This is a genomic window from Paenibacillus wuxiensis, assembly GCF_040195695.1.
Lineage (GTDB): Bacteria > Bacillota > Bacilli > Paenibacillales > Paenibacillaceae > Paenibacillus_B > Paenibacillus_B suaedae.
The window spans coordinates 455,207-478,546 of sequence record NZ_JBEFZI010000003.1; the positions used below are offsets into that span (position 1 = coordinate 455,207).

Annotated in this window: 24 protein-coding genes; 12 read left to right on the forward strand and 12 right to left on the reverse strand. The window is 47.8% G+C overall.

The window, feature by feature from the left end:
- Nucleotides 1-642: 642 nt before the first annotated feature.
- Nucleotides 643-1,383 carry a Bax inhibitor-1/YccA family protein gene (locus ABN764_RS08310; protein ID WP_028533287.1) on the reverse strand — a complete coding sequence of 247 codons (741 nt, stop codon included), beginning with the start codon at nt 1,381-1,383 and terminating at the stop codon, nt 643-645.
- Nucleotides 1,384-1,587: 204 nt separating this feature from the next.
- A complete protein-coding gene (locus tag ABN764_RS08315) occupies nt 1,588-2,727 on the reverse strand; it encodes a DNA cytosine methyltransferase (protein ID WP_446671552.1) in 1,140 nt (379 codons plus the stop codon).
- A 308-nt stretch (nt 2,728-3,035) separates the two neighbouring features.
- On the opposite strand from ABN764_RS08315, the gene ABN764_RS08320 reads away from it, so the two are divergent.
- A complete protein-coding gene (locus ABN764_RS08320) occupies nt 3,036-3,935 on the forward strand; it encodes an SDR family oxidoreductase (RefSeq protein WP_446671553.1) in 900 nt (299 codons plus the stop codon).
- Nucleotides 3,936-4,076: 141 nt separating this feature from the next.
- Here ABN764_RS08320 and ABN764_RS08325 read toward each other — a convergent pair whose 3' ends face one another.
- Nucleotides 4,077-4,418, reverse strand: a complete 342-nt coding sequence (locus tag ABN764_RS08325) for a zinc ribbon domain-containing protein YjdM (RefSeq protein WP_072729239.1) — start codon at nt 4,416-4,418, stop codon at nt 4,077-4,079.
- Nucleotides 4,419-4,729: 311 nt separating this feature from the next.
- On the opposite strand from ABN764_RS08325, the gene ABN764_RS08330 reads away from it, so the two are divergent.
- The 3 genes from ABN764_RS08330 to ABN764_RS08340 all read left to right on the forward strand — a co-directional run bounded on the left by ABN764_RS08330 (nt 4,730) and on the right by ABN764_RS08340 (nt 8,290).
- Nucleotides 4,730-5,809: a Gfo/Idh/MocA family protein gene (locus ABN764_RS08330; protein ID WP_446671554.1), complete on the forward strand. Its 1,080-nt coding sequence runs from the start codon at nt 4,730-4,732 to the stop codon at nt 5,807-5,809.
- Nucleotides 5,806-6,660 (forward strand): Gfo/Idh/MocA family oxidoreductase, encoded by an 855-nt coding sequence (locus ABN764_RS08335; protein WP_446671555.1) that lies wholly within the window; start codon nt 5,806-5,808, stop codon nt 6,658-6,660. Before ABN764_RS08330 ends, ABN764_RS08335 begins: the two co-directional genes overlap by 4 nt.
- 145 nt (nt 6,661-6,805) lie before the next feature.
- Nucleotides 6,806-8,290, forward strand: a complete 1,485-nt coding sequence (locus ABN764_RS08340) for an N-acyl-D-glucosamine 2-epimerase (protein ID WP_446671556.1) — start codon at nt 6,806-6,808, stop codon at nt 8,288-8,290.
- 103 nt (nt 8,291-8,393) lie between these two features.
- Here the strand turns inward: ABN764_RS08340 and ABN764_RS08345 are convergent, their stop codons facing one another.
- The 3 genes from ABN764_RS08345 to ABN764_RS08355 form a co-directional block, all read right to left on the reverse strand.
- On the reverse strand, nt 8,394-8,630 hold the full coding sequence (locus ABN764_RS08345; RefSeq protein WP_142545000.1) for a helix-turn-helix domain-containing protein: 237 nt from the start codon (nt 8,628-8,630) through the stop codon (nt 8,394-8,396).
- Nucleotides 8,631-8,645: 15 nt separating this feature from the next.
- The gene (locus ABN764_RS08350) at nt 8,646-9,122 is read right to left on the reverse strand and encodes a DUF2975 domain-containing protein (protein WP_446671557.1); all 477 of its coding nucleotides are present in this window, start codon (nt 9,120-9,122) and stop codon (nt 8,646-8,648) included.
- Between the two features lie 156 nt (nt 9,123-9,278).
- Complete coding sequence (locus ABN764_RS08355) at nt 9,279-10,163, reverse strand: LysR family transcriptional regulator (protein WP_446671558.1); 885 nt, start codon at nt 10,161-10,163, stop codon at nt 9,279-9,281.
- 121 nt (nt 10,164-10,284) lie between these two features.
- On the opposite strand from ABN764_RS08355, the gene ABN764_RS08360 reads away from it, so the two are divergent.
- The 5 genes from ABN764_RS08360 (at nt 10,285) to ABN764_RS08380 (ending at nt 15,539) form a co-directional block, all read left to right on the forward strand.
- Nucleotides 10,285-11,025, forward strand: a complete 741-nt coding sequence (locus ABN764_RS08360) for an SDR family NAD(P)-dependent oxidoreductase (protein WP_446671559.1) — start codon at nt 10,285-10,287, stop codon at nt 11,023-11,025.
- A gap of 182 nt (nt 11,026-11,207) precedes the next feature.
- Entirely contained in the window at nt 11,208-12,167 is a 960-nt protein-coding gene (locus tag ABN764_RS08365) for a helix-turn-helix domain-containing protein (RefSeq protein ID WP_446671560.1), read from the forward strand.
- Nucleotides 12,168-12,367: 200 nt separating this feature from the next.
- Nucleotides 12,368-13,666 (forward strand): ABC transporter substrate-binding protein, encoded by a 1,299-nt coding sequence (locus ABN764_RS08370; RefSeq protein ID WP_446671561.1) that lies wholly within the window; start codon nt 12,368-12,370, stop codon nt 13,664-13,666.
- A 90-nt stretch (nt 13,667-13,756) separates the two neighbouring features.
- Entirely contained in the window at nt 13,757-14,710 is a 954-nt protein-coding gene (locus tag ABN764_RS08375) for a carbohydrate ABC transporter permease (protein WP_446671562.1), read from the forward strand.
- 1 nt (nt 14,711) lies between these two features.
- Nucleotides 14,712-15,539, forward strand: a complete 828-nt coding sequence (locus ABN764_RS08380; RefSeq protein WP_315746573.1) for a carbohydrate ABC transporter permease — start codon at nt 14,712-14,714, stop codon at nt 15,537-15,539.
- Nucleotides 15,540-15,772: 233 nt separating this feature from the next.
- On the opposite strand, the gene ybiA is transcribed toward ABN764_RS08380, so the two are convergent.
- Nucleotides 15,773-16,333: a riboflavin biosynthesis intermediates N-glycosidase gene (gene ybiA, locus ABN764_RS08385; protein WP_446671563.1), complete on the reverse strand. Its 561-nt coding sequence runs from the start codon at nt 16,331-16,333 to the stop codon at nt 15,773-15,775.
- 33 nt (nt 16,334-16,366) lie between these two features.
- Nucleotides 16,367-17,356, reverse strand: coding sequence for a phosphotransferase enzyme family protein (locus ABN764_RS08390; RefSeq protein WP_446671564.1), 990 nt, complete (start codon nt 17,354-17,356; stop codon nt 16,367-16,369).
- Between the two features lie 320 nt (nt 17,357-17,676).
- On the opposite strand from ABN764_RS08390, the gene ABN764_RS08395 reads away from it, so the two are divergent.
- Entirely contained in the window at nt 17,677-18,369 is a 693-nt protein-coding gene (locus tag ABN764_RS08395) for a Dph6-related ATP pyrophosphatase (protein ID WP_021257439.1), read from the forward strand.
- Nucleotides 18,370-18,444: 75 nt separating this feature from the next.
- Here the strand turns inward: ABN764_RS08395 and ABN764_RS08400 are convergent, their stop codons facing one another.
- Both ABN764_RS08400 and ABN764_RS08405 read right to left on the reverse strand, forming a co-directional pair.
- Nucleotides 18,445-18,774 carry a carboxymuconolactone decarboxylase family protein gene (locus ABN764_RS08400; protein WP_446671565.1) on the reverse strand — a complete coding sequence of 110 codons (330 nt, stop codon included), beginning with the start codon at nt 18,772-18,774 and terminating at the stop codon, nt 18,445-18,447.
- A gap of 1 nt (nt 18,775) precedes the next feature.
- Nucleotides 18,776-19,183 carry a tautomerase family protein gene (locus ABN764_RS08405; protein WP_446671566.1) on the reverse strand — a complete coding sequence of 136 codons (408 nt, stop codon included), beginning with the start codon at nt 19,181-19,183 and terminating at the stop codon, nt 18,776-18,778.
- Between the two features lie 115 nt (nt 19,184-19,298).
- Between ABN764_RS08405 and ABN764_RS08410 the strand changes: the two genes are divergently transcribed.
- A complete protein-coding gene (locus tag ABN764_RS08410; protein WP_446671567.1) occupies nt 19,299-20,201 on the forward strand; it encodes a LysR family transcriptional regulator in 903 nt (300 codons plus the stop codon).
- A 73-nt stretch (nt 20,202-20,274) separates the two neighbouring features.
- Here ABN764_RS08410 and ABN764_RS08415 read toward each other — a convergent pair whose 3' ends face one another.
- Both ABN764_RS08415 and ABN764_RS08420 read right to left on the reverse strand, forming a co-directional pair.
- A complete protein-coding gene (locus ABN764_RS08415; protein WP_021257443.1) occupies nt 20,275-20,763 on the reverse strand; it encodes a cation:proton antiporter regulatory subunit in 489 nt (162 codons plus the stop codon).
- Nucleotides 20,764-20,787: 24 nt separating this feature from the next.
- Nucleotides 20,788-22,008, reverse strand: coding sequence for a cation:proton antiporter (locus ABN764_RS08420; protein WP_268624280.1), 1,221 nt, complete (start codon nt 22,006-22,008; stop codon nt 20,788-20,790).
- Nucleotides 22,009-22,193: 185 nt separating this feature from the next.
- Between ABN764_RS08420 and ABN764_RS08425 the strand changes: the two genes are divergently transcribed.
- Entirely contained in the window at nt 22,194-23,327 is a 1,134-nt protein-coding gene (locus ABN764_RS08425; RefSeq protein WP_446671568.1) for a DUF418 domain-containing protein, read from the forward strand.
- The last annotated feature ends 13 nt before the right edge of the window (nt 23,328-23,340 follow it).

Consider the following 23,340-nt stretch of genomic DNA (forward strand, 5'->3'; position numbering starts at 1 on the left):
GCACTATCCTACCATTCAAGCTTCTGCGTATCTTGGAGTTAGCGAAATGAGGCTATATCTTGTTGACTGTTGTTGGTATAACCCTCTTTTGAATTGTTACGGTGGATATTACAAAGTCATTGTGGCAGCGATCACCTCCTTGCCAGAATGAAAAGCGGAATGAAATATGATCATGATGTAGGCGAATGCTACCGAGAAGTTGTAAAAGTGTGGTCTGGCAATAATTAAAGCGCTTACGAAAGGAGTGAGGACTCGATTAATTAAAGCGCTTACGAAACTGGGTATGCCCTATACGGTGATGAGGATAAGATGAATGTCTATTCGGGAAAAAGTAAATTTGGATGTGAATATAAGAATGGATATGCGGTAGTACCGGAACTACTCGTGGCTGGTGATGCAGGCTCGATAACTACTAGGTCTAATTGCTTACATTGTAGAGGGATACAGGATGCTACTACAAGGGTGAATTCCTCTACTCGAGGGATAAATTTAACGAAAATGGAGCCTATATTAGCTATAAATGAGCAAAGCACTTCCCATATGCCTAAGAGTGAACAGCTTATGTCAGCCTACTCTCTCTACAGAAGTAAACGAAATAAGCCATCCCTAGAGAGGAATGGCTTAAAAATACAAGTAGACCTATTAATCTCGGTTAGCGATCTTGGCAAGCAAACGAATAATCTCAATGTACAGCCATACAAGCGTCACGAGCAATCCGAATGCACCATACCACTCCATATACTTTGGAGCGCCCTGTTCCGCACCTTCTTCAATCAAATTAAAGTCAAGAATGAAGTTCAATGCTGCAATGATGATGATAACGACAGATATTCCAATGCCTATAAGCGAGCTCTCGTGCAAATAAGGAATGGTAATACCGAAAAATCCCAAAATAAAGCTGAACAAGTAGACAAGGGCAACTCCTGCTGTCGCCGTAATGACACCTTTACGGAATCCGTCTGTCGCCTTGATTAGTCCAAGTCTGTACACCAGCAGCATGCCCATGAATACGCACATTGTCAGCAATACTGCCTGAAGGGTGATTCCTCCTTGCCATGCTTCGAACCTTGCAGATATAGCACCTAAGAAAAGTCCCTTGGCTATCGCATAAATCGGCGTAAGGAACGGGGCCGTTGTCGGAACAAAGCTGATAATAAGTGCTAGAATCGCGCCGCCTATTACTCCACCTATTAAATATGGATTCATATTGTATCCATTCGCGAACATGGTCCACGATATGACTGCCGCTCCAACAAGCAGCGCCAGCGCCATGAACGATTTATTGACGGTACCGCCGATCGTCATTCGTTCTTGATTCTCATAGTTACCCTGATTAGCAAACGTTTCTTCATTAAGTGTTGGATTTCCGCTACGTCCGATCAATGAGTATACCTCCTAATTATTGGTTCCATCTATTGTATCATATGCATGTCATTCAGCCTATATGGTTAATTGAATGATTCATGTAAACCTCTTAAAGTCCTGACCGCGAAAGGTAATTCTACTTATTTTTCTACACATATGGATGCACAAAAAAAGTGCAGCAATGATCTCTGCACCTTTTGTATTCCTTATAAGCAACCTATGTTACCTGCTTGCTGTTGCTTCCATTGGATTCGCTTCTTGTATCTCTGTAATGCGCTCAAGCAGCTGCATGATCGAACTGCCCAGCACTCTTGCAAGACGGACGGGAACTGCATTTCCAATCTGCGTATATTGCTGAGATAATGTGCCTGCTACATGATATTCCTTCGGGAATTCTTGCAGGGCAATGTATTCCTCAATGCTTATCGGACGATCCTCATACGGGTGTCCGAGATTCGTACTCTTCTGAATGGGCGAGGTCAGCAGCGTTGGGGCTGGTCGATCGACCCATAGGCGCCGATAGAAGCCTACCTTGCCTCCGCCTGATTCATAGGCGCCGCCCATAGCCAGTTCTACGAACTCTTCAGGCAAGCTTCGCCAGTTGCCTCCACCCTGCGGAATCATGTGCATGTAATACAATCTTTCCGGTGAATACCGAGGGTAATGGTGCTCTTCTACGTTCAAGTCGCGCAAGACATCTCCAAGCGTCACCCATCTCGGCAGCCCTTCGCCGCCCTCAGCGTCATGTGTCTTGGCAGGAAACGCATACGTCGTACTCAAGTCCTTGCGTACGCCGACAAAGAATACCCGCTCCCTTGACTGAGGAACCCCGTAATCAGCAGCTTTCAGCAGTTCATAGGTCACATTGTATTCATGAAAATGCTGGAGCAAATGTGCGAGTGCACTGCCGGGCATCTCCTCCGGTTCAAGTGGGGCATGCTCCTCTCCCCGCTGGCGCAGTGGTCTATGTTTCAAAGAAGCAGACAGCAGTCCGCGCACATTTTCCAATAGAAATACCTTGGGGCGTGTCTCCTCTACCAGCTGCGCGAACTTCAACATCGCATTGCCGCGCGGATCTTCAAATGCCTGCCTTTTGCCCGCCGTGCTGAATGATTGACAAGGACTGCCGCCGAACATGAGATCAATGTCTTGCCCCTCATCCAAGCCCGCCTCTCGATAGATGCGTTCCCGAGAATAGTCCGAAATATCGCCTTCGACCACATTCATATCCGGATAGTTTGCCCGAAGCGTCTCGCAAAAGATAGATTCTATTTCAAGTGATAGTTTAATATCGAAGCCTGCCTGGTGAATGCCTGTATCGAGTCCACCAGCACCTGCAAAAAAAGAAATTGCCGTTGCCATAATTGCCACCTCAACCTGTTGTTCTACCTCGTATTATAACATCTCCCTTCTGACAGGTCCATGAGCATTCCCGACTTGTGCTTGTTTATTATTTGCCAAATTCGCACAGGTACAACATATTCCTACGTTAATTATAGAACTGGGAAGATGTGTTCGATGGGACAAGTCTCTTGTTTGTATAACATGTTCACATTCCGTTTGCGCAATAAAGACTCCGCCATGTGTCTCGATCGTACTTCCGAAGCACCAATCTAGGAGTAGGCGAATATTCTGCCTGTAAGTTTACAAAGTCACAGGAGGATCTTGTCATGATTCCGATGATTCCTTATTACAGCTACGAAACGCAATGTCGCCAAGTCCCCCTTACCTTCCCGCCGCAGCATCAGAATGTGCAGCCAGGACTTGAATATTTGATGCACCCTCTGCCAATATCCGATAATCCAGGCTACAAGGGCAGCGGCAAACTGGCGGGCAAGGTAGCGATTATTACTGGTGGTGACAGCGGCATCGGACGTGCTGTTGCCATCGGCTTTGCCAAAGAAGGGGCAGACGTTGCGATCGCCTATCTATACGAGCGTGTGGATGCAGAGGCAACCCGCCAAATGGTTGAAAGCTATGGAGCGCGATGCCTACTGCTTGAAGTTGATCTCCGTCAGCCAGCATTCTGCACGGAGGTCGTTCGCAGAACAATCGAACACTACGGTCGGCTCGATGTGCTTGTGCTGAACCAGGGCGTTCAGTTCCCTCAGGAAAGTCTGCTCTGCATTTCTGACGAACAGCTGGAAAATACATTCCGCACGAACATCTTCCCAATGTTTTATTTGACCAGAGCCGCCCTCCCTCATCTACAGCCGGGAAGCTCCATCATTTCAACCGCTTCTGTAACCGCATATGCAGGCGCCCCCTTGCTAGTTGATTATTCCTCTACCAAAGGAGCCGTCGTATCCTTTACACGTTCATTGTCACTACAGCTTGTTGATAAAGGCATACGCGTCAACGCTGTCGCCCCAGGTCCCATATGGACGCCGCTTACCGTATCCAGTTACTCAGCTGACTATGTCTCAACCTTTGGACGTGACACCCCAATGAGACGTGCCGGACAGCCATTTGAACTCGCACCGACTTATATTTATTTAGCTTCCGATGATTCCTCCTATGTCACAGGTCAGGTGCTTCATGTAAATGGCGGTATCATGTCCGAAAGCTGAGCATACGACGAACAACGTTGTCAGCGTGACCCCCTCGTCGCTCAGCGATGCCCAATTTCAATCTTGCAATTGAATAGCGGATACAATAAAACCCACCTGTGACAGTTGTCTAGGTGGGTTTTACATTTTCGCATAGCTCGCTTATATCTTTTTTACAAACTCAGACTTCAGCTTCATGGCGCCAAAGCCATCGATTTTGCAATCAATATCATGATCGCCGTCAACAAGGCGAATATTTTTCACCTTTGTTCCGATTTTGATCACGGAAGAGCTTCCCTTTACCTTCAAATCCTTAATGACGGATACCGTGTCTCCGTCGTTCAATATATTGCCGTTCGCATCGCGAATGACCTTGTCATCTTCCGAATGGCTAGCATCTGCATTCGCAGACCACTCGTGCCCGCATTCCGGGCATACCAACATATTGCGATCCTCATACGTATATTCCGATTGGCAGGAAGGGCAGTTAGGCAAATTAGACATGTTTCATATCTCCATTCATTCTATATTTTCAAATCAGTAAGTTCTAAGTATATGGGATTGATGGCAAGGATTCCACTATATATGGGATTTGTCCGGAATCTGTAAAATATGCACGCCCATTGCAGTAGCTATGTAGAAGACGTAGATTGAGGCGATCCCTACTCGAAAATCGAACAATAATCCCAATTTTATATACGAAAGTCAAATTAATTAAAGCGCATACATGCTACCATGGGAGTACTTATTGCGCAAGTCACTAGAACTAATTCGGCCTAGTTCCTTACTGGCCCCATACCTTGGAGGGATTCGATATGAGTAAAACGATTGTTGCCATTATCGGCTGCGGGACGATTGCGAACAGTGCCCACATCCCGTCTTATATGGCGAATTCAGAGGTAGAGATTAAGTATTTCTGCGATATTCGCAAGGGACGGGCAGAGCAAGCTGTCGAGAAGTACGAGTGTGGGGAAGCAGTTGAGGATTATCATATCATTCTGGATGATCCGGAAGTCGTAGCTGTGTCCATCTGTACACCGAACTATTGCCATGCCTCCATCGCGATTGATTGCATGCGCGCAGGCAAGCATGTGCTGTGCGAGAAGCCAGCTGCCAGAACGTATTCAGAGGCACTGGAGATGCAGAAGGTGCAGCATGAGACAGGCATGACGCTGAACATCGGGGTCGTAAATCGGTTCAATACTGGCGTGAATATTATTAAAAAGATGATTGCCGACGGCGATCTGGGCGAACTGTACCATGTTTACGTCAGCTTCCGCTCCCAGCGTTCGATCCCTGGTCTTGGCGGGGACTTCACGAACAAGGCTGTTGCCGGCGGAGGCGCACTCATTGATTGGGGCGTACATTTCCTCGATATCGTAATGTACTGCACGGGCGATCCAGATCCGCAAACCGTAACCGGTCAGGCTTATAGCAAGCTGGGCAAGGATATGGAGAACTACTCCTACATCAACATGTGGGCAGGGCCTCCGAATTATGCAGGCACGTACGATGTAGATGACTTTGTAACGGCAATGATCCGCACTTCCGGCCCTTCCATTACAGTCAATGGCGCTTGGGCGCAGAACATTGGCGTGGACGAAATGTACATCGACTTCCTAGGCGATAAGGCTGGCATCCGCCTGCAGTACGGCGCAGACTTCACGATCTACAGCGCGAAGCATGGGGCTCTGATGGAGAGCACACCGAAGTTCAATAAGACAGATATGTTCCAGAACGAGATTGACAGCTTCATCTCCTGTATTAAATCTGGCGAGAAGCTGCCTTCCCATATTGATACGGTTATTCTGACTGCCAAGATGCTTCAAGCTATTTACGATTCGTCCGAACAGAGAAAGGAAATTTCGTTCGCGAAGGAAGGTTCATTCGCATGAAGAAAATCGGGTTCATCGATTATTACTTAGACGAGTGGCATGCCAATAATTATCCAGCGTGGATTCGCAGCGCCTCTGGCGGCACCATGGAGGTCGCATACGCCTATGGCCTGAAGGATTCGGAACATGGGCTCAGCAATGCTGCATGGGCGGAGAAGCACGGTGTTCAGCTATTGGACAGCATCGAGCAAGTTGTCGCGCAAAGTGATTACCTGATCGTGCTCGCACCAGACCATCCAGAGCAGCACGAGGTACTTGCCGAGCTGCCGCTGGCTTCCGGCAAGCCCACGTATATCGATAAGACGTTCGCCCCTGATCGGGCTGCGGCCATTCGCTTGTTCGATCATGCTGCAAAACATGGCACACCGCTGTACTCCTCATCGGCCCTACGATATGCAAAGGAATATACCGAAGCAGACCGTGATGGGATTGAAGTAATAGCCAGCTTGGGGCCGGGTACATTCAGGAGTTACTCCATCCACCAGATCGAACCGATTGTTTCGCTCATGGGAGCAGACGCGAAGCGAGTAATGTCAATCGGAACGAAGACAGCCCCTGCGCTGCTAATTGAATTCGGGGATGGCAGGCAAGCGACAGTTCGCCATCTTGGTGACGAATGCCCATTTACGATGGCGGTGAAATATCGCTCTGGCAGCAGCCGCATCTTGAAGGTGGAATCGGATTTCTTCCAGCTGTTTGCCCGCGACTTGGTTGCCTTCTTCAATTCTGGCCATATGACCGTTCCGCCTGAGCAGACAATTGTGATCATTTCCATTATTGAAAATGGTCTGAAAGCATTGCAACAGCCGTATGAATGGATTGAGCTCCCGTGCGCTGCTGTCCATTCGTAATGCAAGAGAAGAGTGGAATGGACAATTTGCATTTCATGAACCAATTCGTTATAAAGGAACAATAATAATTGGGCCGCAATAGGCTCTGGTTCAACATGAGGCAGATGCAGTGCAGCAAGAAGCCGGCATAAGAGGAGGTATTGTGATGTTTTCATTTCGTTCGTTTCGTAATTTCGGATTAACCGGTTCCCATACGGATCGCTTACCTCCTCCCATCTTGCTGTCATCGATCACGAATACAACGCCCAAGCAGAAGCTGCATCCCTGCTCACCACTTGCGAAGCAACATTCCCCTGCCCTTGTAGGGCCTACGATCCAGGTAGATCCGACTTTCCGCTATTATCAAGATCGCTCGGCAGCCAGCATTGCTGATGAGATTATCCAAAATGGCTTTGTGGGCGTCCATTATTTCGTCGTCAACGAAAACAACGTCAATCGTGAACTCATTGAGGCATTCAAGCAGAGAGGGTTGTACGTATGGGCGCTTGTACTCGGCAACGGATCTTACTCCGTAGAGGGATTCCCTCCGGAATGGCCTAGCTGGCAAATGGAACTGCTGAAGCCTGTGAATGACGGTTACTATCGCTTCTCCCCGCATAGTAAGGACTATGTCCAATGGAAGAAGCAGAAGCTCGCCCAATTGGTACGCGATTATCCTTTTGACGGGATCGAGGTAGCAGAACCGTATTTCCCTGAATGGGACGGAATTAAGCGTGGTGTATACGGCGATGTTGGCCCCCTTGCCCAAGCGGCATTCAAGGAACAGTACGGGCACCCACGCATACCGAACTTCACCAATCCACGCGATCCAGACTATTATCTGACCAATAAGGCGCTATATCGGGATTGGATCGATTTTCGCGTCAAAGCGGTGAACAGCTTCCTGAATGAGATCATGAACGGAGAAGGCGGAGTACGAGAAGCCCGATGCGACATCCTAGTGGCTACTTGGTCGCTGGCGATAGACGCCGGACCTGACTCTGTTGCCAAGCTGCGCGAGCTTCAAGGGCTCGATGCTGCGGCGATGATCTCGGCCGTTCAGCCTGACCTTCACTTCCTGCAGACGCATTGGCCAGATTGGATGAAGCCGCAGAGCAATCTGCCGCCACAGTATATTCGCAGCTACCAGAACTTCGTGGATCAGATACGTGCCGTCCATCCGAACATCCCGCTAGGTGTGCAGGCTGATGTCGGCTCTACCTTGTCAATGGTGAAGGATCGAAGATGGCTTCATGAATTCGGCGAAGTGGCACAGGACATGGGGTTCTCTACTTGGACCGCCTATGAATATCACCTCGGCAAGTATATGTACGAAGAAGCCCCTGTTCCGACTGCGGTTGCCAGACCACAGCGAGGCAAGGTCGTGATTTCGTTTCAAAAGCGGATTGATGAAGCTTCCGCCAAGCGTCCCGGCAGTGTGAGCATTGTAACGGGCAAGGCAGAGCTCCCCCTTCCACCAGAACTTATTTCTGTCGACGGCAATATGCTTATCATTCAATCCGATCAACTGCCGCAGTCGGCATTCTTCCTGCGAATTCAACAGATTGCGGATACACCTTCCTATTGGCTGTATAACAAGGATAAGCCCGCCAATGTGATGAAAGGCGTTACGATTGTGACGGTACAATAACAGACAACAAACAAAAAAAGCAATCCACTTGCCCCGAGGCCATTCGGACGGCTGTTGATTGCTTTTTGTGGTGTTCAGCTTATTGACGGATATCCCGCACTTCTTAGGTGTGAGAGCTGTCTTCATGCCCTTCTTCGTCCTCAACATATTCGAGAATATCGCCGGGCTGACAGTCCAAAATCTTGCATAGTGCATCAAGTGTAGAGAAGCGCACCGCCTTCGCCTTATTCGTCTTCAATATCGACAGGTTAGCCATCGTGATGCCCAATTGCTTCGAGAGCTCGGTCGAGCTCATCTTCCGCTTGGCCATCATTACATCCAGATTCACGATAATTGCCACAACTATAACCTCGCTTTATATCGTTTGATCGTTTTCCTCCTTGATTCTCGCAGCCTCCTCAAACAACTGAGCCAAGGTTAAGCTCAATAACCCACCTGTTAGCGCAATGAACGTTACGACTACCATCGGGACGATAGTCGCCGCATATAAGAATAGATCGTAAGCGTATATCAAAAATACGGAACAACCATTGAACAAGACAATCTCAATAAATGCACAGACTGCGATGACTTTCAATGCCTTTGCGGTATGATGGGTGAACGGATTGCCGCCTAACGCTATTTTACTAAGTTTCTTGAGCTGAAATAAAGCCATCACAAACGGCACCGCGCATAAATAGATACTGCTCGTTATCACTGTCACCATATCCTGTTCTAGAATAGAATAGGCACTCTTCAAAAAGGCAGTCAGCAGTAAAGGAGTCGCCAAAAGCGCGAGCAAGGTTAACACAATACCGCATGCTACAATGATGTTCACAACTCTTGAACTCATGGATGTTTTCATTCTTCCCAGCCTCAACTTCCGTTTTCTATGGATTTGAGACCCATTGTAGATCAGTATTTATTGTTAGTCAATAAATATTAACTCCCTAACAATAATTTCAACGTTTTGCAGACTTGTTACAGATAAGCTAAACATTCGTCCACATCAGTTCTGGCGAAGTTCCTTCTCCAAAAACCGATATATATTTGCGGCAGCACACCTTAACGGATGTTCCCCCGATCTACTGAGCATGCCGGACAGCATGTCCACTTCGACTCCGTCTATCGCTCGTACAGTTGTCCCTTCAGGTATCGGGTTCACCATTATTTTTGGGACTAAGGCAATTCCTAGCCCTCTTTGTACGTAATGCTGCAGTGCCATCATGCTGCCAATCTCCATGGTGTCCATAGATAACTGTCCGGCTTCCCGCAGGATGAAATCAAGCTTTTTGCGATACGGACAAGTCGCTGCTGTGATCAATAGGCGATGCCCCTCGATATCTGCCAGTTGAATGGTATTGCGTGCAGTGAGCGAATGATTTGCTGGCAATAACAGAACAAACTTCTCCATAAATAACGGTTCGAAGTGAAGATCGGTGCCTACTTCTGGAGACGAGCAGATCGCAAAATCAATTTCGCCGCGAAGCAGCTTCTCCGCCAATACAGGCGTGCTCGCAATTTCTACAGCAATACGAATCCTCGGATAGTTGTTCATGAATTGTGCGATCTGAATAGGCAGCCGATGGCTAGCCGTCGGTTCCGTTACGCCAATGCGGACTGATCCTACTTCCCCGTTGCTCATATCCGCAATATTGATCTGCAGCTGTTCCATGCGATGTACAATATCCAAGCTCTGTTCGTAGAACATTCTGCCTGCCTCTGTTAGTTGAATCGTTTTTCCTCGGTCAAAAAGCTGTGCGCCCATCTCCTTCTCCAGCTTCTGTATTTGCATCGTAATGGTAGATTGTGCGTAGTTCATTTCTTCTGCCGCACGGTTAAAGCTGCCGTATTTAACGATACACTGGAATGTTTTTAAGGTTTTGATATCCATTAGCGTACTCCTGCTTATAAGTTCAATATTATTGAATCATCTATTCATATAATTCAATTATACAAATAGATAGGCAGCCAATACAATGGACAATAGGATGGACAAGGAGAGGGGAATACGTATGAACTTGAAGCATAAAGTGGCAGTCGTAACAGGTGGAGGCACCGGAATCGGCAGGGCTGTCGCTCTTACTCTATCGAAGCGTGGAGCAGCGGTTGCCATTAACTACTCGCGTTCCGGGGCCGATGCTGAAGAAACCGTACAACTCATTCGTGCAAGTGGCGGGCGCGCCATAGCGGTTCAAGCTGATATTTCACAAGATGATAAAGTTAGAACAATGGTTGATGAGGTTGCGCAGGCCTTCGGGACGATCGATGTACTGGTGAACAACGCAGGCATCACGAAGCATATTCCGATGGAGGATCTCGACGCTGCAACGGAGGACGTATGGGATGAGCTGTTCGACGTAAATGTGAAGGGGATGTTCTACTGTGCGCGGGCCGTCGCACCTTATATGAAGGAGAAGAAGTGTGGTGCGATCGTCAACGTCGGCAGTATAGCTGGACAGACGGGACTCGGCTCTTCCCTTCCCTATGCGGTATCCAAGGCGGCAGTTCATGGCTTGACCAAATCCTTAGCACGAGCGCTTGCACCCAATATTCGGGTCAATTGCGTCGTTCCGGGGGCGGTAGCGACAAGATGGTGGCTCGGACAGGAAGAACGTATGCAGCATCTGGCTCCTAATCTGTTGCTGCAGCGTATCTCCACGCCAGAAGATATTGCTCAGTTCATCTGCTCCGCCTTGGAGCAAGAAGCGATGACGGGGCAAATCATCACGGTAGACAGCGGACAAACCCTATAATCTGTGAAACGTAGTCAAGGTTACGAGGGGCACGCGAATATACTTGCAATAAGATAAATATCCTCCTGCACTTCTTCTGCGGGAGGATATTTGCATCTTACAGCTAACTGACTAGCATGCTTGATGGAATGGCATTCTCTTCAGACGATCCCCATTTACAAGATGCAAAGGAGTGAACGGCATTGGATATTCAGTGGAAAGCAGCTGACATTGGGAAATGGACTCATTCAGGCATTATCTACTTCACATCCAAAATGGAAATGCTCGAAGACTTGCCCTGCAAAATGTACAGGCTGTACAGGCAGCATAGTCTGACCTATCACTGCCACGACTATTTTCAAATTTGGTATGTGGCAAAAGGGGCTTTCCGGCATACCGTCAGCAATCGGCGATTCGAGATTGAACAGGGTGATATTTTTGTCATCCCCCCATTTACCTTGCACAGTATTGATATTCCCCCTGATCAGAACATTGAGATCTACGGCTGTGAGTTTATGCCTTCTTTTATTAACGAGCGCTTCGAGGAGAAACCGATGGAACCCCTCTTTTTCGATGTTGCCTATCTGGAATATTTCCTCAGCCGCGATGATAGCGCGCAATCGAAAATTACGCTCGAACACATTACGGAAATGCGCGTCCGTCATGTGCTCAAAGAAATGCTTGCTGAATATGAGCGGCGATCCCCCTTTTTCCAAATCGTACTGAAATCTAACCTGCTCCTCCTCCTCTCGATGCTCATCCGGGAAATTAACAAGGATCTTGTGCAGGAAGGATACGAGAAAACCGAGAAATATCGGTCGATTATGACAGGGGTCATCGATTATATCCATGCAGCCTATCATGAGGACCTCCATTTGGACACGCTCTGCTCGCTAGCGAAATTGTCCCGCTCCACCTTTTGCAGCATATTCAAGGCATGGACAGGCAAGACATTCAATCGTTACCTAGCGGATCTTCGCATGTTTCATGCCCTTACGATGTTGAAACAGCCCGAACTATCCGTTACCGATGTCTGCTATGCGATCGGATTCAACGAACTTTCTTATTTCTGTCGCATCTTCAAGAAATACACCGGCATTCCCCCTACCTCCTACCGCAAGCAAGCGATCCAGCAGGAGCCAGGCACGCCACGCATACGATAATCCCACTTTTGCACACGAAAATGAAATCAAAATAAAGCGCATACATGCTACCATGGGGATACTCCAAGCCCAGAAGGGAGGGAAACTGACGACGATACTTGAACACTTCCGGATGCCTCGGTCTGCATGCCCTATGCGCACGGTATGCTTCATCGGGAGATCGGAAGTATACATTTCTGAATGATGGAGGGGGAAAAGTCATGAAAAGAAAGCCGTTGATGTGGTGTCTTGCATTCATTCTCGTATTCTCCATGCTTGCAGGTTGTTCTGGAGGGAGCACCTCCAGTGAAGGAGGATCGTCTGGCGAATCGTCCTCCAAAGAGAAGGTAGAACTGAGCTTCTGGTATGGATGGACTGGGCCGGAGGCAGCAGCGCTGGAGAAGCTAATCGCCAAGTGGAACTCTGAAAATCCAGATATTCAGGTGAAGGGATTGTCCCAGAGCGATTATCAGAAGCAGTTGACCGCCATCACGGGAGGCAACCCTCCCGATATCGCATCCCAATTTGGGCAAAATGTAGTGCCTTGGGGTCTTCGTGGGACCATGATGCCGCTTGACGATTACATTGCCAAGGACGGCGTCGATATGAAAGACTTCGTTTCCGCTGCTATAAGCACTTCACAGCACGACGGCAACACATATGCCATACCGATTGCCATGCACGTAACGATGCTGTTTTATAACAAAGATATTTTGAAGGAGGCTGGCTTTAGCGGGCCGCCGGAGACGATCAGCCAACTTAAGGAGTACATCAAGGCACTTAGCATTGTGGAGAATGGAGGCCGCCTACAACGGCTCGGATTATGGCCGGGAATGGATGCGTACACCTTCGCGAATGCGTACAATGGCTCGTTCTACGATGAGGCTGCGAAGCAGGTAACACCCGACAATGTTGGGGTCAAAGCTGCACTCGAACTATCCAAGGGCATCTGGGATCAGTACGGCTCAGCTAATCTAGATCGTTTCTCTTCCGGTCTCGGGCAATATATGTCTGCTCAGAATCCGTTCTTCTCCGGCAAGTATGCCATGACGATTGACGGCGAATGGCTGCCAACCTTCATTAAGCAGTTCGCTCCTACTCTCAACTACGGCATCGCCCCGATTCCTTACGACGAGAATCACCCTGAGCTGAAGAAACCGGGCAATGTAACGACAAGCGTATTCTACATCCCGAAGGGTGTAAAGCATCCGGATGCTTCCTGGAAGTTCCTGAAGTGGATGACAGAGCCGCAGCAGATGGCCGAATTCACGGCAGCGATTGGGAATTTGCCGACGAAGCTGTCTGCATTGAAGAATCCCGCCTATAATGATGTGCCAGGGTTCAAGGAGTTCTTGGATTACTCCACGAGCCAGAACTTGCGCTCTTTCCCAGCCACTTCCTCCGCCAACGAGTATATTGCGGAGTTCGCCGTACAGGTTGATGCCATTCTGAGGGGTACCGTAAGCATGGAAGAAGGCTTGAAGAAGGTGAAAGACAAGATTCAGCCGTTAGTGAAATAAAAGCTGTGTAGATTATGGCCTTCGCATCCGGCTACTTGCAGCAAAGCCAGAGCCGATTCACTTATTGTTGACGAAAGGAGGGCACTCAAGATGAACGTCTCCTCATCCATTGCCCCACCTAAGCAGAAGAGAGGCTGGTCGAAGAAGGAGCGGCATACTTTCCTCCTCGGTCTAGCGTTCGCTGCCCCATGGATTATCGGGTTTCTAGCCTTTACGGTATATCCGTTCTTCAGTTCCTTATATTTCAGCCTGACAGAGTATGATCTGTTCAGCTCGCCCAAGTGGGTTGGATTGAATAACTATAAGCAAATATTTGAGGACGAGAGCTTCTATCGTTCACTTCGCAACACCTTGTTCATGACCTTCATTGCCGTGCCTATTACGCTTATTGTCTCCCTGTTGATTGCCCTGCTGTTGAATACGAAGGTGAAGGGAATCAACTATTATCGGACGATTTTCTATTTGCCTTCCGTCATTCCGATCGTCGCCAGTGCCCTCTTATGGACGTGGATGCTGAACCCGGATTTTGGCTTAATCAATACCCTACTACGCTCCTTAGGTCTTCCTGATCCTGCTTGGCTGCTGGATCCCCAGTATACGAAGCCCTCATTAATTCTCATGAGCTTATGGGGAACCGGTGCAGGAGCTCTCATCTTCCTCGCTGCCTTGCAGGGCGTGCCGAAGCAATATTACGAAGCGGCTCAAGTTGATGGGGCGAACTGGTGGCATCGATTTTGGAACATCACCTTACCAGGACTGTCACCCATCATCCTCTTCCAGCTCATTATGGGCTTAATCGGATCATTTCAGATTTTCACGGAATCGTACATCCTGGCTGGAGGGAAAGTAGACGGGGGCAAGTCACTCGGCGGGCCGGATCAATCCCTGCTGTTCTATGCAGTTAACCTGTATCAAGAAGCATTCGTGTACTTGAAAATGGGCTATGCCTCTGCTCTTGCCTGGATTCTATTCATCCTTGTCCTGTTCATTACATTCGTGCTCATGAAGACCTCGGCACGCTGGGTCTATTACGGAGGTGACTGACGTGGCCGCGAAGCTTCGAAAATCGATTTTGCCGCATGCCGTGCTTATTCTGTTCTCGTTTCTGTTTCTATTTCCGTTTCTATGGCTGGTCATGACCTCCCTAAAGACACCGGATGAGATCTTCCAGCTTCCGCCTAACCTACTGCCGGACACTTTCCAATGGTCCAACTATGCAGCCGCCCTAGAAACCATCCCCTTCGCCCGGTATATGACCAACACGCTCATCATCTGTACCGTCAATATTATCGGACAATTATTCGCAGCGCCGCTTGTTGCCTATTCCATATCAAGAATACCGTGGAAAGGGCGCGGCATCATCTTCTCGATCGTTGTTGCCACGATGATTTTACCCGCACAAGTTCAGTTGATCCCGCAATATATCATCTTCACAAAGCTTGGGTGGGTGAATACGATTTTACCGTTAACGATCGGAGCTTTCTTCGGGGCGCCCTTCTTTATCTTCCTGTTGCGGCAATTTCTAATGGGTATACCGACAGAACTGTCTGAGGCCGCCAAGATAGATGGGGCTTCTGAGATTCGAATTTATATCCGAATTATCCTGCCTATCCTGAAGCCCGCCCTCGTTACCGTGGCATTGTTCTCTTTCGTATGGGCGTACGTGGATTTTATGGGGCCGCTTATTTATTTGAACGATTCAGCCAAATGGACGATAACGCTTGGCCTGCAAGGCTTTCAGCAGGATCACGGGGCACAATGGGAGAAGCTCATGGCCGCCTCTACCGTAATGACACTGCCGATGATCGTCCTCTACTTCTTCGGGCAGAAATACTTTATGCAGTCTGGTTCAGCCTTGACTGGATTTAAATAAGTGAGGAGGGAAATCGAATGAATCGCGCCACAACGATGCATAAGCCGCGTACGATCTACATGGCAGGGATATATGCGCTCGCCTTACCGGTACTACGATAAAAATGGAGCTCCGCATGTATGTATCGTGGGCAATCTATCGTTATGGTTGACAAGGAGAATCACTAACGGTTAAGTAAATAGGCTGTCCCCTGCCTTCTAACATTAGGGGCAGCCTATTTGGCTGTGGCGGCGTCACTCCGTTCCATTCGCCAATAACTGATCTCGCACTTCGGTTAGGGCGAATCCCAACAAATTATCGCCCCGCCATTTCATCGGATTCTCAACATCCGGATGATCCTTAGCCATTCCAATACCCCAGATGCGGTCGACTGGGCTTGCCTCCACCAAAATCCGCTGCTTGCTCGCCTTGAGAAACGCACACAGTTCCTCATTTTGCGAAAATTTCGCGAAGTTGCCTCGCTTCACGATGTCATAGCATTCGCGGCTCCACACCTCGTTGTCAAAACGTTTCACGGCGCGCCCGAACGCCTTCATTTGCTTCGGATGCTTCGCGTTCGTAATAGCTTCCAACATCTCGTTATCACCGAACAGCCTTGCCTTTTCTGCCATCATATACTGCTCCGTGCAGCTATATTTATGGCCATCTACTGTAAAGCTAGCTGTCCACCATTGGCTGAAGCAGCTCTGATTGATGCTTCCGTCAGCAGGAGGCGTATGCCCCCAGAAGAATAAGTACTTGAGCTTCTTCCCCGCTTGGTGTGCTTTCTGTAACGCTTCAAGATTATATATCATCTCTATCACCTCAACTTGGTTCATCTTTTCATTCTACAATAATTGAATGTCACATCCATCAAAGGGCTGTCCCAATTGAATGAACTTGACCGCATAATTGATTGCCTCGTGCTGGGATGGCGTTAATTTGTTTTCATCCCCGTCCCAATCGCTAAGCCACCAAAAGTAAGAATCGATATTCCGATAGTTCATAAACATTGGAATTTTCTCTATCCAGAACGAATCTAAGTGGTTATGCTTGGCATAACCCGTTAAAAAATGAGTCAGAAACCAGAGTGCAAACTCATTCTTGTCATGCCTGTCTTCTCCTGGTGATCCCCACCATACCGCATGCGCTGCAGCGATGGCTATGTCGAGCACAAACCAACCATATAAGCTGTCATCGAAATCAAATACCGTAATGTCCCCATGATCGATATGAAAATTATAAGGATGAAAGTCGTTATGGATGATTCCATATGCTCGTTTGTCCTTCGGAAGCTTAGATATCGCTTGTTCCATTGATCGGAGTCTTTCAAGCAGAATGAAATAACGTCCCTGCTCAAGATGGGGATTCTCAATGTTCCGCCCGCTCCAGTCTTCTCTCTTCGCGCTACCACCCCTACTAACGTAAGATTGTGCAAGGAGGTGCATCCGCCCCATCGTTTCTCCCCATTTGAGGAAAATAGTTGGCCCCCACAGATTTGGATCATGCTTGTCAAAGAAACATCCCGATGCCATCTGAAATGCTGTCGCGATAAGACACTGATCCCCTTCCACAATCGTTTTCATCCACTTGCCATCTACCGTGTAAATGGGCAATGAAGCTTGCACCCCGTATTCTGACAAATAGCAAACCCAGTCTAGCTCTGCTATGATTTGATTCATATATGAAATAGGCTTCTTGGTTAATCGTAATATGTAAAATTGATTGTCTTTCGTAAAACGGTAAACCTCATTGCACGACTTGCTGAGATGAGTCAGGGTAGTCCTATCGAAGCTAAACGCCTCCGCAGCTTGAAAATACTTACTTTGACGATCCATATAACGTCTCCCCTCTTTTATGACCCGGCCGGGGGATAGATCCAATGTACCAATATTTTCTGCAAAGATATAGACTTATATTTTCTGCTCCATTAAACTAAAACTTGATAACCGAGCTATTTTTATAATGCACGTTACAACGGCCTCATAGAAGGCCGTTTTCTTGTTTATCCTTTTTAACTCTTGCACACCCAATACAGAGACTTCATACACAGCTCTCTTGATCGATTCATGATAAAATGACATCAATAACATGCAAACTCCTTAGATCTTATAAGTTTGTAACAGATATACTTCACACAACAAAGGAGCGTACAACCATGACAGACGCAACAACTTGGAAAAACGGTGCTCACGGACATAAATTTATTGCTTCCTTCAGCGGGGGAAAGGACAGTACATTGGCACTCTATAAGGCCATGCAGGGCGGAGAAGCAGTCGGCTTAATTGTCATGCTTGAAGAAGAGGGCAAGCGTTCCCGCTCCCACGGCATGCCTCCTGAGCTTATCCGTGCACAAGCTGAGGCCATCGGGCTGCCTATATTTGCAGGTGCGGCAAGCTGGACAGACTATGAGTCCGTATTTATGGGGCTGTTGGCGCATGCGAAGGAGCAAGGCGCCGAAGTATTAGTAACGGGTGACTTGGATGTACCGGAACACGGCTGCTGGCATGATCGAGTGACGAAGAATGCAGGGCTAGGCTTGGGAATGCCGCTCTGGGAAATGGATCATCTGGGGGCAGTTCAGGAATTCATCAATCTCGGATTTGTTACGATGCTGGTGACAGTCAATCTGTCGAAGGGCATGAAGGAAGAAGATTTAGGACGTGTGCTGACTCACGAGTTCGTGGAGGAGCTCCTCGCACGCGGAATTGATCCATGTGGTGAAGGTGGAGAGTTCCACACGACCGTAATCGACGGCCCTCTATTTAAGCACCCGATTCCGGTTCGCAAATGCGAAATCGTAAGAGACGGAGATTATGCATTTTTGCCTTTGGAGTTACAGAATTCGTAAGTCAGCAATAGTTGCTTGAACATAAAAAGCACAGTACTTAGCTATTCGCTAGTGCTGTGCTTTCTCTATCTATGATTACGCCATTTTCCCGAAGATCGCCTCTACCACCTGCAGCGCCGAAGCTGCACGCGGCCAGCCTGCATAATACGCAAGGTGTGTTATCACTTCCACGATTTCTTCTTGCTGCAGTCCATTCTCTACCGATAGTCGCAAATGATAAGGGAGCTGTTCCATCAATCCGCCCGCAACTAGCGCAGAAATCGTAATCATACTCCGATCCCGTAGCGATAATTGCTCCCGTTGCCACAGGTCTCCGAACAACACATTCTCCGAATAATCAACAAATGCCGGAGCTAATTCTCTTAACGACTCGCTTACATGCGGTTTAATTGCTCGATGTGCCATGCTAATCACCCCTCTTTGTCTGACGATCCAGCATTTGAGCAATGCCATTGCCGAACGACCAATCATCGAATTCATTATCAACAAGCACAACAAATACATCTTCATTTCTTATACTCACCGTGTTCGACAACTCCTCAGCCAGCATCGTATAAAAGCTTGTTTTCTGCTGTTCCGTCCTCCCCGATTTAAGTGTGATATGGATATAGAGCAAGCCATCGCTCCGTTCAACATTCAAGTAATTCTTGCTGTAGAAAAATCCCTCCGCCCTATGGGCATGAAAGACTTGAAAATAATCATCTTCCGGCACATTGAAATGCCTTATTAAAGCGCACATGATTGACTTACTGATTTGTTCAAGTTGGCGGGTGTCATATTGCTCCTCCATGTAACTAACCCGAATAAATGGCATTTCCGATCGACTCCTTCTCTGAGATGCCTCCATTTTACGCCCGTTAATTTCATTTGTATAATTGAATAAAATCATGATCTTATTCGATTATTTCGATAGAGGTGACAACAAGCAAATGGATCTCAAAGAACTAACCGCATTCAAAACCATACTTGAAGAAGGGACTTTCTCCCGAGCAGCCGAGAAGTTGAATTACGCACAATCTACCATTACGAGTCAAATTCAACGCTTGGAAAAAGAGCTGGGCATACCATTGTTCAACAGAGGCTGGGATGCGGAATTGACCCGTGCCGGCCACATGCTGGCAGCGGAGATTGACAGTCTCATTCAGCATTGGAACTATATCTCGGAACAGGCGAAGGCATTGCAGCAGGACGAAATTGGGTCTGTACGGATTGGAGGAATTGAATCCATGATGGAGACGGTGTTCCCTAATGCATTGCGGAAGTTCCGAGTGCATAAGCCGAACATGCAATGTCACGTTGTGGCGGGAAATACCGATTTCCTTTCCCAATCTATCCTGCAAAAGGAGCTGGACTTTGCCATCTGCGGCGAGCCTTCCGACGCGTCTCACTTCTATTTTCAGCCGCTCTATCAAGAGAGGATCACGTTCATTGCAGATCAGGCGCATCCTTTGTGTGCACAGGAGAACATCTCATTGGAAGAGGTTCTCCATTACCCAATCATAGCTGGCGGACCAAACTGCTTATATTCGCTGCGTTTAGCAAAGCATTTCGCCAGATTCGAAATATCGCCTAACTTGAACACCGTAAGTCAAATATCCTCGATTCCACACTTTGTGAAGAATACTTCTGCCGTGGGCGTCGTATTGGATACCACACCACTGATGAAGGAAGTCGCAGCAATTGACGTCAACATCGCCGAGCCCCTGATTCAAATCGGCTTCTTGCAGAGGCGAGGCGCCCAGGAATATATGCAGTCGCCCTCTGCTAATCTGCTCATGCAGATCATTAGAGAAGAAATGGAGAGAGGCAGCAAACACGGTAAACACAGCTAGTCTTATCTCAGCAAAACAAAAAAAAGAGCACCTGCTATTATCCAAGCAGATGCTCTCCGACTATAATGATCCGTTATCCTTGTGCGAGCAGCTCTTTGAGCTGCTTGATTTGTTTGCGCTCTCCTGCAATGACGAGTGTCATATTGGGCGTAAGCTGTACCTCAGGATCGGGATTGATATACTGCTTTCCTTTTTCTATAGCTGCCAGGATTGTTGCTCCCGTACGCTGACGGATTTGCAGCTCGGCAATGGATTTATTAATGCATGGAAAGGACGGCCCTACCTTGCACCATTCAATGACAAGTTCATCAAGTTCCACTTGGATAGTATCCAATGCCTTCGGCTTATAGCTCATGCCGCCGATAATAGATGCAAGCTGTCTTGCTTCTTCATCCTCCAGTGTCACTTGGGAAATGCTCTGCTCTGGATCGTCATCTTCGAAATGGTATACTTCTCTTCTGCCATCATCATGGATAACGACGACGACTTTATCCCCCGACGCAGCTTCCATCTGATACTTTTTCCCGATACCCGGTAGTTCCGTTTCCCTTATCGTTGCCATATGGCCTGACATCTCCCTTCAATCCTATTTATTTGGTACGTTTGCTTTTTCTTTGGTATTGCTCCATTTGAATATGCGGTTCAGACCGCTATACACATATTTCGACTCTTTCGCCAGCAGTGGGCCAACTATAGCCAGCACGAGTACATACAGCGCGGAGAATGGTTTAAGTAAAGGCATCAAACCGGCTGATATACCTAAGTTCGCCACTATAATGGTGAATTCCCCCCGCGCCATAATGGTAAGTCCAATATTCGTCGAAGCCTTATAGGATAATCCTGCCTTACGTCCTGCCATCCAGCCTGCAACCATATTGGACACCACCGTGAGCAGCACAGCCCCTAGTGCCATCCATGCAGCATCACCCAGCGTCAGCGGATCTATGCTTAGACCGAAACTGAAGAAGAATATCGCACCGAAGAAATCCCGGAAAGGAACAACCAGATGCTCTATTCGTTTGCTGTGCTCTGTTTCTGACAATGCAAGTCCAAATAAGAGCGCACCGATAGCCTCAGCTACATGCAGGGTTTCCGAGAACCCGGCAATAAAGAATAGCAGGGAAAACACGACTATAATAAAGATTTCGTTCGATGTGATATTTAACAGCTTGTTCAATACTGGCGGCCCCACTCTTGCGATGATGAAGAATACGAGCATATACCCCATGGAAATCCCTACGGAGAGCAGAACTCCGCCAATAGATGTGGCCCCCCCAAGCAGAAGGCCGGACATAACGGATAAGAACACGGCCAGAAAGAGATCATCGAACAAAATCATGCCCAATATCAGCTCTGTTTCGGAGTTGCCTGTACGTCTAAGATCAACCAAAACCTTGGCTACGATGGCAGTGGAGGATACAGACATCAGCCCTGCAATGATTAACGTTTCATACAGCGGAAAATTAACCAAAAATCCGTAAGCCATTGCCAGCACAAAGTTCAGTACGACATATACGGTACCACCAAATACAATATTGCCCCCAGACTTAATTAACTTCGAAACCGAGAACTCTAGACCAATGTAGAAGAGCAGGAATAGTACTCCCATCCGTCCGAGAAAAGCTATTATGTACTGACTCTCTATAAAGGTTAAGTCGAACAAGCCAATCACTGGAGCATGCGGTCCGACCAACATACCGAGAACGATGAGAAATGGTATGATCGAAAACTTTAGTTTCCCAGCGATTAGCGAGGCGGCGGTAACTAACAGCAGGGCGGTTCCAACCTGAAAAATCATATGATCCATATGGCGGCTATCTCCTTCTTTCAAAATCCTGTAGCCTTATCCTGCGCAACAATATTCCTTGCTATCCAAATTCGAACAATATGACACCTGTCATCCTAATTCCTTTACAGCTGTGAATATTCCACCGCCCCTCTTCCCCACTACAATAAAGCTGCATGATGAATATGAGGGAAGGATGAGTACATGTGGAACAACGTCAGGAGAGAATCCGTCTGCTCGATATTTTGCGGGGATTTGCAATTCTAGGCACATTGGGGACAAATATTTGGATATTTGCACATCTAGGAGATTTATCTTATCTCACCACGTACGCGTATACGGGCTGGTGGAAGCTCGATGATCTGCTCCGCATGATCGTATTATTTTTCGTAAATGGCAAGATGCTCGGCTTATTAACGATCATGTTCGGAGTAGGCATGGAAATGAAGTATCAGCAGGCGAAGCGTGTGGGCAAGGCCTGGCCGGGCGTCTATATGTGGGTGCTTCTTGTTTTGCTATTGGAGGGCTTGCTTCATTTTATTCTCGTAATGGAGTATGACATCTTAATGAGCTACGGCATAACAGGCGTGATTGCCGCCTTCATTATTCGTGGTGGCGATCGCGCCATATCTATCACGATGAGAGTGATTGGCAGCGTACATGTCATCGCAATTTTGAGTATCCTTATGCTTGGGTTAATGGGCGCCAATATGTCACTAGGGAACTTTGATCAGGTGGTCACTCTCTACAAGGACGGTTCATGGCTGGAGCAAGTCCAATATCGACTATCTCATTTCGTACAGCTTCGTTTTGAGCCCATTTTTGTCATTCCGTTGAATGTGTTTCTGTTTTTACTCGGCGTTCGCCTTATGCGCTCCGGAGTGTTCGCTCCAGATGAGAATGGGCAGCGACAACGTAGCAAGCTTTTGAAGCTGGGCATCTACGTCGGGGTACCATTGAACCTGCTTATCTTCATACCCGGCGGCATTTTCGACATGCCCGTCCGCTATTTATTCGCTCCCTTTCTGTCGATTGGGTATATAGCACTCATTGGTAAAATGGTACAATATAACAAATTAGATCGACTGTGGCGCCTGCTTGAAAACACAGGGAAGATGTCGTTAAGCTGCTATGTTATGCAAAATGTGATTGCTTCCGTGCTCTGTTATGGCTGGGGCTTAGCATTAGGCGGCAAGTTGAATTCGTTAACCATTATCGCAATCTGGGTTGAGATCTCCGTGTTCCAGCTATGGTTCGCTTCAAGATGGCTGCGGATCTTCAAGCTTGGCCCTATGGAGTCTGTCCGCAAGCGTGCGGTAGGCATTTTTCAGTCTATGTGAATCTGGAGGCTAT